The sequence below is a fragment of the Microcoleus sp. T3_B1 genome (genome assembly GCF_036700445.1).
Lineage (GTDB): Bacteria > Cyanobacteriota > Cyanobacteriia > Cyanobacteriales > Microcoleaceae > Microcoleus.
Genome location: NZ_JAUBOX010000002.1, coordinates 260,772 through 268,777, shown reverse-complemented (window position 1 = coordinate 268,777; position 8,006 = coordinate 260,772). Strand labels below are relative to the sequence as shown.

The window sequence follows — 8,006 nt, the reverse complement described above, 5'->3', positions numbered from 1 at the left end:
TCTGGTGGCTGTGGGCTTTTTCATTCCTTTATTTTACCAGATGCCGCCACTTAAGTTTTTTTGACCTGAATCCTTACGTTTGAGCTGATATTTATACAGTAGCGAGTTGTTATTGTACGGTCGATATAGATAACCTAAGTTGTTAAAATTCAATCCAAAAACAAAAAAACTGAGGCAACCTCAGTTTAAATAAGTAAACCTCAGTAAACTTCAGGTTATACTCAAGATCCAATGAAAAATTTTTAACGTTATGAATTTTGAAGAAGGGCTGAAACTCGCAGATACGGCCGTATTTGCCAAAACAAACAGACACTTAAAAGATATAGAAGTAATAATTCTGAGGGGAGCTTGGCAAGGGCAGGAGTATCATAAGATTGCAGAGGCTTACGGATATGCTGCCGAATACCTGATGCAAGATGTTGGCCCCAAGTTATGGAAGCTGCTTTCGGAAGCTTTAGGGGAAAGAGTCAGTAAAAGAAACTTTCAAACGGCATTGGAAAGGCGATCGCACTTCCAGTCAGAGATAGCCGCACAGCCAATTGCACCAGAAATAGCGGAACAATTGGTCAACATCGAGGATTTTGGCGATGTTTCAGGAGTTACAAGCACTCCTTTATGCCAAGATTGGGGTGAAGCGCCGGAAGTCTCAAATTTTTTCGGCCGCGCCGCAGAATTAAATACCCTCAGTCAATGGGTACTCCGCGATCGCTGTCGCTTGGTGGCGCTGTTGGGTATGGGAGGTATTGGTAAAACGGCTTTGACTGCTAAACTGGGAGAACAACTTCAGGGTGAATTTGAATATCTAATTTGGCGCAGTCTCCGTCATGCACCTCCCTTACTCACAATTTTGAGTGAGTTGAATTCATTTGCCAGCAGTTCCCCAGAAACGCAACTGCCAACTACTGTAGACGAGCAAATTTCTTCCCTGCTCAAGAATTTGCGCGATCGCCGTTGTTTGCTGATCCTAGATGATTGGGAAATGATTTTGCGAAGTGGAGACATCGCTGGCTACTACCGAGACGGTTATGAAAGCTACGGTCAACTACTGCGGCGAATAGGAGAAGAACGGCATAAAAGCTGCTTATTACTCCTATCGCGAGAAAAGCCTGTAGAGGTTGCATCTTTAGCAGGCGAAACCTTACCTGTACGTGCATTACAAGTTAAAGGCTTAAAACAAACAGAGGCAAAAATGCTTTTGGCTGCCAAAGGTTTTTCTGACTCAGAAAACGGCTTAGATGAACTGATACAAATATACCGAGGTCATCCTGCTGCACTGAAAATTACTGCTACCACAATTCAAGAGTTGTTTAATGGAAATATTAGTCAATTTATGGGTCAGAGTTCCTTAGTTATTGGCGATATATTTGCCAATTTACTTAACGAACATTTTCAGCGGTTATCAGATGTAGGAAAAGCTGTGATGTACTGGCTGGCCATTGAACAGCAGCCGATTTCCTTGAGCCAATTGAAAGCAAAATTATCAGCAGCCGTTTCTAGTTCCGAATTACTAACAGTATTAGAATCCTTGGTAAGACGTTCCTTAATCGAAAAAGAGCTTTCCCCTTCTAGTGCTGAATCCAAATTCACTCTCGAACCTGTGATGATGAAATATGTTACTCAGAAACTTGTCGAACAAATATGTCAAAATGTTCGAGAAGCAATGCAAGCGCCATCCATCGAACAAATAGGTTTAATCGGAAGTCATGCTTTCGAGCGATCGCCAGAACTCAAGGACACTAAAATTACTCAGCTACACCCGATCTTAACCAAAGTTCGAGAACGCTTAGATTTAACTCGAATAAATAATTATCAAATGCAGCTAAAAGAACTTTTGTCAAAATTGCGCGAGTGTCCTTCCCCAAAGCTTCAATATGCAGAGAAAAATCTTCTCAAACTGCTAGGAGAAACTGAAATATAGAGTGGGGAGGGCGGGTTTATGTAACCGATCTGCAAGCTTTAAATCAGTTGGCGAACCCGCCCCTACAGGTTCTTAAGAGGTTCTATGGTTCCAAATAAGTTAATTCATCCAGGATTCATATTGCAAAATCGCTATCGAGTTATCGATCGCATTGGTGGCGGTGGCTTTGGCGAGATTTTTGAAGTAGACGATGGTGGCATTATCAAAGTATTAAAAGTTTTGAATTTAGATAACTTTAATAACCCAGATATTAAGCAAAAAGCCACCATTTTATTTCAGCGAGAAGCAGAGTTCTTAATGAGCCAAAGGCATCCTGGCATTCCTCATGTAGAAAAAGACGGATATTTTAATTGGCCTGAAGGTAGTAGCAAACCGTTACCATGTTTGGTAATGGAGAAAATACCGGGGCAAAATTTACAAGAGTGGATGTTAGCAAGAGCGAATCAACCAATAAATACAGAAACAGCCATTGAGTGGTTGACACAACTCACACAAATTCTCAATTTACTGCACGATCAGCAGTATTTTCACCGAGATATTAAACCGTCCAATATCATGTTAAAACCGGATGGCAAATTGGTATTAGTTGATTTTGGTGCGGTGCGAGAAGTAACAGAAACTTACTTGCGGCAACAAAAAGAAAATTATACGGGAACTGCGATTATTTCCGCTGGTTATACGCCAAGCGAACAAGCAGAGGGTCATGCAGTACCGCAATCTGATTTTTTTGCTTTAGGACGTACTTTTGTTTATTTACTGACAGGAAAAGTGCCGATCGATTTACCTAAAAATCCTGACAATGGTGAATTAATATGGCGAGATAAAGCAACGCAAGTTTCACCGGATCTGGCAAATTTGCTTGACCGAATGATGGCGATTTTCCCCGGAAAGCGACCGCAAATTTGCCAGGAAATATTGCAGATTTTGGCACGAGGAGACGCGCGCTCGCCCTTGGAAAGATTGGCGAAACCGTTGCCAGAAATTAAACAATCGATCGAGCCCAGTAAAACGAATCCTATCAAAAATAGGATTCGTTTTAACTGGGTAGGCAAACTAGCTCTAGCTAGCTTTTTTTTGGTAGGTGGTTGGTGGACTTTCTCACCCCAAATAGTATATTTTCTTAAGAAAGAAGGTTTTTTAAGTTACAAGAATAAACGTTTAGAGACTGCGGAAATCTCTTATAAAACAGCTCTCTTTTTTAAACCAAATGATGGTCAGACTAACTATAATTTAGGCGTCCTTCATGAAGACAAACAAGAGTACGATCGGGCTCGCGCTGCCTATCAAATTGCTGTCAATGCAGGTTTTAATCAAGCTTTAAATAATTTGGCACGGTTAGAAATTTTAGATAAACAATATGCAAAAGCTATACCGCTGTTAGAAAAAGCTTTACCACTTGCTAAAGATCGCAAAATTAAGTATGCCGTTTACAAAAATTTAGGTTGGGCGCAGTTGGAGTTAGGGCGATATGAAGAGGCTAACAATAACCTGACGAAAGCGATTAATATTTCCAGCGATCGCTCTGTTGCTTACTGTTTGCAAGCGGTTCTTTTAGAACGTCAAGGCAATAAACAAGCATCTATATCTAATTGGAAAAAGTGCTATGATAATTTGCAGTCGGAGTCTTCTGAAGAACAGAGATGGATACGGCAAGAATTTAGCAAAAATTTTCAAAATTTAAAGTTATAGCGTATCTCCGATAGTCCGGCAGGGGTTTAAACCCCTGCCTCAAAGCACAAGTCCTCTTTTAGAGGACTAATGAAGATTTCCAAAGTTTATGCGATCGCGAACAATGAAAAATAATTTAGGTCATGAAAAATAATCATCCATCCAAGCTGACACCAATCAATCTCAAAGGCAAAACATTTACTTACTTTGCTATTTTTGGGCTGACGCCTTTAATCCCGATCGTCACAGCGTCAAGAGTTTATCCGATAATTAATGGATTGCATCCTCAAGTTTCAGGTATCCATCGACGGGAAATGCTAGCGCTCGACTGTGAGGATTATACTGCCGATCCTCGCGGGCCTCTTGATGTCTTAATTCCTTATATTATCAGTCCCCGACGCACTTTATTGCTGAACGATCGACCGAAATTGCGTTGGAATAAAGTTCCCGGTGTTAATAATTATACTGTTAGTTTAGTGAAGGGCGATCGGGCAATTTGGGAAACAAAAGTTAATGGAAATGAAGTAGTGTATCCGGGAACACCACAACTGGAACCGGGATTTGTGTATTTACTGGTGGTAAAAGCAGAAAACGGTAGGACATCTGACGAGGAAAAACTGCCCGATCGAAGCTTCCGAATGCTACCAACGAAGGAAAAGCAACTGGTGAAAGGGGCGATCGAGCAAATTAACAGTCAAAAAATTGCCGAGAAAACCAAAGCTTTGCAACGTGCTTATTTTTACATCGGTTCGGATTTGAAATCTGAGGCGATCGAGACATTGGAAGCATTGGTAGCAACGGGTTTTCGAGAAGCTATTGCATATCGCAAGCTAGGCGATTTATACTGGCAAGAAGGGGTGACATTGCTGGCAGAGAGCAATTATCTAAAAGCACAGGAATTAGCTAGTGCAGCCAAAGACATCGGGGAGCAAGCACAGTTAGAGGAGGCTTTGGGGGAGTTGTACGGGGCGATCGGCGAGAAGCAAGAAGCACTTCGCTGGTTGACGCAAGCCATAAACAGTCACAAAGCTTTAGGAAATACGCCAAGAGTCAAGGAAATTGAAAGGCAGATTGCCAAACTCAAGGCAAGTTTGGCAAAACCGCAACGCTTTGCCGGAGGATTGGGGAGTTAATTTAGAGAAAATTTTGATTTTTTCCGGAGAACAGTTTTTAGAGGGAGTATGAAATTGGAAATCATGAGGTGAGAGGCAAGAAGGAAAATGAGTAATGAAAAATCTGCCAGTCAGGTAGCTGAGGAATTAGTTTCTGTACCAAACGGGTTGAGGCCTGGTGCTGGAGAAACTATTTTAATTTCTCATGTAGCAGATAGCACTCCGGACACACGACCAATCACAGAGCCTCCTAGTGTCAGACCACCCACTCCAGGTAATATAGTCGATCGTACAGGTTAGGAATTTCTTGTTCTTAAGGCAAATGACCTATTGAGGTAAACTTGTTTGGGGTTAGCTAAAAGTGAGGGAATTATCTTTGATATCAACTTTTATTTTTTGCTACCTGCTTTTGCTCGGCTCCCCCCTGTTACAAAGATCGAATGCTTTAGCGCTGGAAGTGCCAGAACAAGCACAAAATGCCCAAAATACTAAAACTGAAGCAGATAGACTGTTTCAACAGGGGAACGAGCAATTAAATAGCGGCGACCTACAAAAAGCACTGGAAACCTACCAACAAGTTTTGGAGATTAGGAGAAAAATCGGCGATCGCCCAGGTGAGGGGGAAGTTCTTCACAAAATAGGCGTTGTTTACCACTATCTCAATCAGTATCATCAAGCAGTAGAGTTTTATCAAAAAGCATTAGAAGTGCGTCGAAATTTAGGCAATCGTACTGGGGAAGCAGCTACTCTCCACAATCTTGGAGACGTATATCGATTATTAGGCGAATACCAACCAGCCCTAGAAGTTTTGCAGCAAGCTCTTGCTATTCGTCAGGAGTTTAACGATCTAACAGGAGTTGGTAACACTCTCAATCATCTTGGTGCTGTTTATCAAGAAATGGGGGATTATTATCGTGCTTTAGAGTTCTATCAAAAAGCTCTTACTATTAGTAGAGAAGAGAGAGATCGAGCTGGTGAAGGACGTGCCTTAACCAATCTGGGAATAATTTACGGAAATTTGGGGCAGTATGTTCGTGCTTTAGAGTTTTATCAGCAAGCGTTAGCGATATTTGAAATTTTAAATAATCCTACTTATAAAGCTCATATTCTCGATCGGACGGGTTCAACCTATAGCGAACTGGGTCAATACTCGCAAGCACTAAACTTATATCAACAAGCTTTAGCTACTTATCAAGCAACAAATAATAAAGGAGGCATGGCAACAACTCTTCATAACATTGGTTTAGTTTATGTTAAAATGAGTCAGTATGCCCAAGCATTAAACTTTTATCAGCAAGCTTTAATTATTAGTAAGGAGATAGGCTACATTACAGGAGTTGGAAATACTCTTAACAATTTAGGCGTAGTTTACCAGCAGTTAGGTCAGTATTCTCAAGCCATAGATGTCCTCAAACAATCATTGTCAATTTTCCAAAATCTTGGCAATCGTAAGGATCTAGGTGATACTTTGGATAGTTTAGGTACAGTTCATCAAAGAATTGGTCAATATTCCCAGGCTTTGCAATTATATCAGGAATCTTTAGCAATCCGTAAAGAAGTAGGCGATCGCCCTGGAGAAAGAATTACTCTCAGTAACATTGCTGACGTAATTTTCAAACAAAATCAACCAGAATTAGCCATAATTTTCTATAAAGAATCTGTCAACGTTACCGAATCAATTCGCAGCGAATTGCGCTCTCTACCCACCGAACAACAGCGCTCTTACACTACTACTGTCGCCGATACCTATCGCCATCTTGCCGATTTATTACTGCAACAAGACCGAGTTTTAGAAGCACAACAAGTCCTCGATTTACTCAAAATTCAAGAAATAGAAGATTATCTCCGTTCCGTTCGGGGAAACGAACAAACGGCACAAGGCATTCCCTTAACTCCTCAAGAACAGCAAATTCGCAACAGGCACAATGAAATTTTAAATAGAGAAATTCAACTAGGCAGAAAGCTTGCTGAATTAGAAAAAATTCCCGTAGCTAACCGCACGCCCCTGCAGCAACAAGAAATTGCCAATTTCAGGCAAATGCAGCAGGAAATGCGCGGCACATTCAATGAATTTATTAACTCCCCTGAAATTGTTGCTATTGTCCAACAACTCAGCCCTAATGCTAGAGTACAAACTGTGAATCTAGCTCAACTCAATACCATACGGGGAGACCTATTGCAGCGGTTAGAAAAAAAAGCCGTATTGATTCAGCCTTTAATTTTAGAAGACCGTTTAGAATTGGTAATAACAACTGCTGACTCTCCCCCATTCCGACGTACTGTAGCAGTTAAAAAACAAGAACTCAATCAAGCAATTGTGGAATTTCGCATGGCTTTGGAAGATCCCAAATCCGATGCCAAAATCCCAGCTAAGAAACTTTATAATTGGTTAATCAAACCCGTCGAACACGATCTGACTGAAGCACAAGCTAAAAGCATTATTTATGCTCCTGATGGACAGTTGCGCTACATTCCTCTAGCAGCTTTATATGATGGTAAACAATGGTTGGGGCAGCGGTTTGCCATTAATAATATTACTGCTATGAGCCTGACAAAATTCAATGTAGAAACTGCAGCTAAACCTCGCATTTTAGCTGGTGCTTTTGCTGCGGGTCGTCATAATTTTGAACGGGGGTCTACTCGATTTGGTTTTTCTGGTTTGGAATTTGCGGGGCTAGAAGTGGAAAATTTAGCTGCGATGATGCCAGGAACTACAAAATTAATCGATCGGGAATTCAATCGTGCCACGATGATTCCGCGTTTGCCAGATTATACAATTATACATTTGGCAACTCATGCTATGTTTGTTACGGGAAAACCCGAAGATTCGTTTATTTTGCTGGGTGATGGGGGTCTAATTACCCTGCCCGATATTCAAACTTTAAACCTACTAAATGTAGACTTGGTAGTATTGAGTGCTTGCCAGACGGGGATAGGTGGTAAACTAGGTAATGGAGAAGAAATTTTAGGTTTTGGCTACCAGATACAGGAAACAGGAGCAAAAGCTGCGATCGCTTCTTTATGGAAAGTAGATGATGGCGGCACTCAAGCTTTGATGGTTGCTTTTTATACGGCGTTGCTGTCGGGAAATAAGAAGGCAGAAGCTTTGCAAAAAGCGCAAATAGCCTTAATTACAGGTGATGATTCAGTGTTGGGTCCATCGACCAATTTATCAATTTTATCTCAAACTCGCAGCGGTTTGAAACGGTCAGTGGCCAGTCGTTTGCATCATCCATACTACTGGGCACCGTTTATTCTAATTGGTAATGGTCTTTAGATAGTTGACAGTTGACAGTTGACTGTTAACT

General features: G+C 41.2%; 5 protein-coding genes. All 5 read left to right on the top strand.

Annotated elements, in window-relative coordinates; all coding sequences use genetic code 11:
- Positions 1-250 precede the first annotated feature (250 nt).
- Positions 251-1,918, top strand: a complete 1,668-nt coding sequence (locus QT990_RS02470) for an NB-ARC domain-containing protein (RefSeq protein WP_333145743.1) — start codon at positions 251-253, stop codon at positions 1,916-1,918.
- Between the two features lie 84 nt (positions 1,919-2,002).
- Positions 2,003-3,607 (top strand): serine/threonine-protein kinase, encoded by a 1,605-nt coding sequence (locus QT990_RS02465; protein WP_333307901.1) that lies wholly within the window; start codon positions 2,003-2,005, stop codon positions 3,605-3,607.
- Positions 3,608-3,729: 122 nt separating this feature from the next.
- Complete coding sequence (locus QT990_RS02460) at positions 3,730-4,719, top strand: tetratricopeptide repeat protein (RefSeq protein ID WP_333464877.1); 990 nt, start codon at positions 3,730-3,732, stop codon at positions 4,717-4,719.
- An 87-nt stretch (positions 4,720-4,806) separates the two neighbouring features.
- Positions 4,807-4,998 (top strand): hypothetical protein, encoded by a 192-nt coding sequence (locus QT990_RS02455; protein ID WP_333145738.1) that lies wholly within the window; start codon positions 4,807-4,809, stop codon positions 4,996-4,998.
- Positions 4,999-5,074: 76 nt separating this feature from the next.
- Positions 5,075-7,975, top strand: a complete 2,901-nt coding sequence (locus QT990_RS02450) for a tetratricopeptide repeat protein (protein ID WP_333145736.1) — start codon at positions 5,075-5,077, stop codon at positions 7,973-7,975.
- The last annotated feature ends 31 nt before the right edge of the window (positions 7,976-8,006 follow it).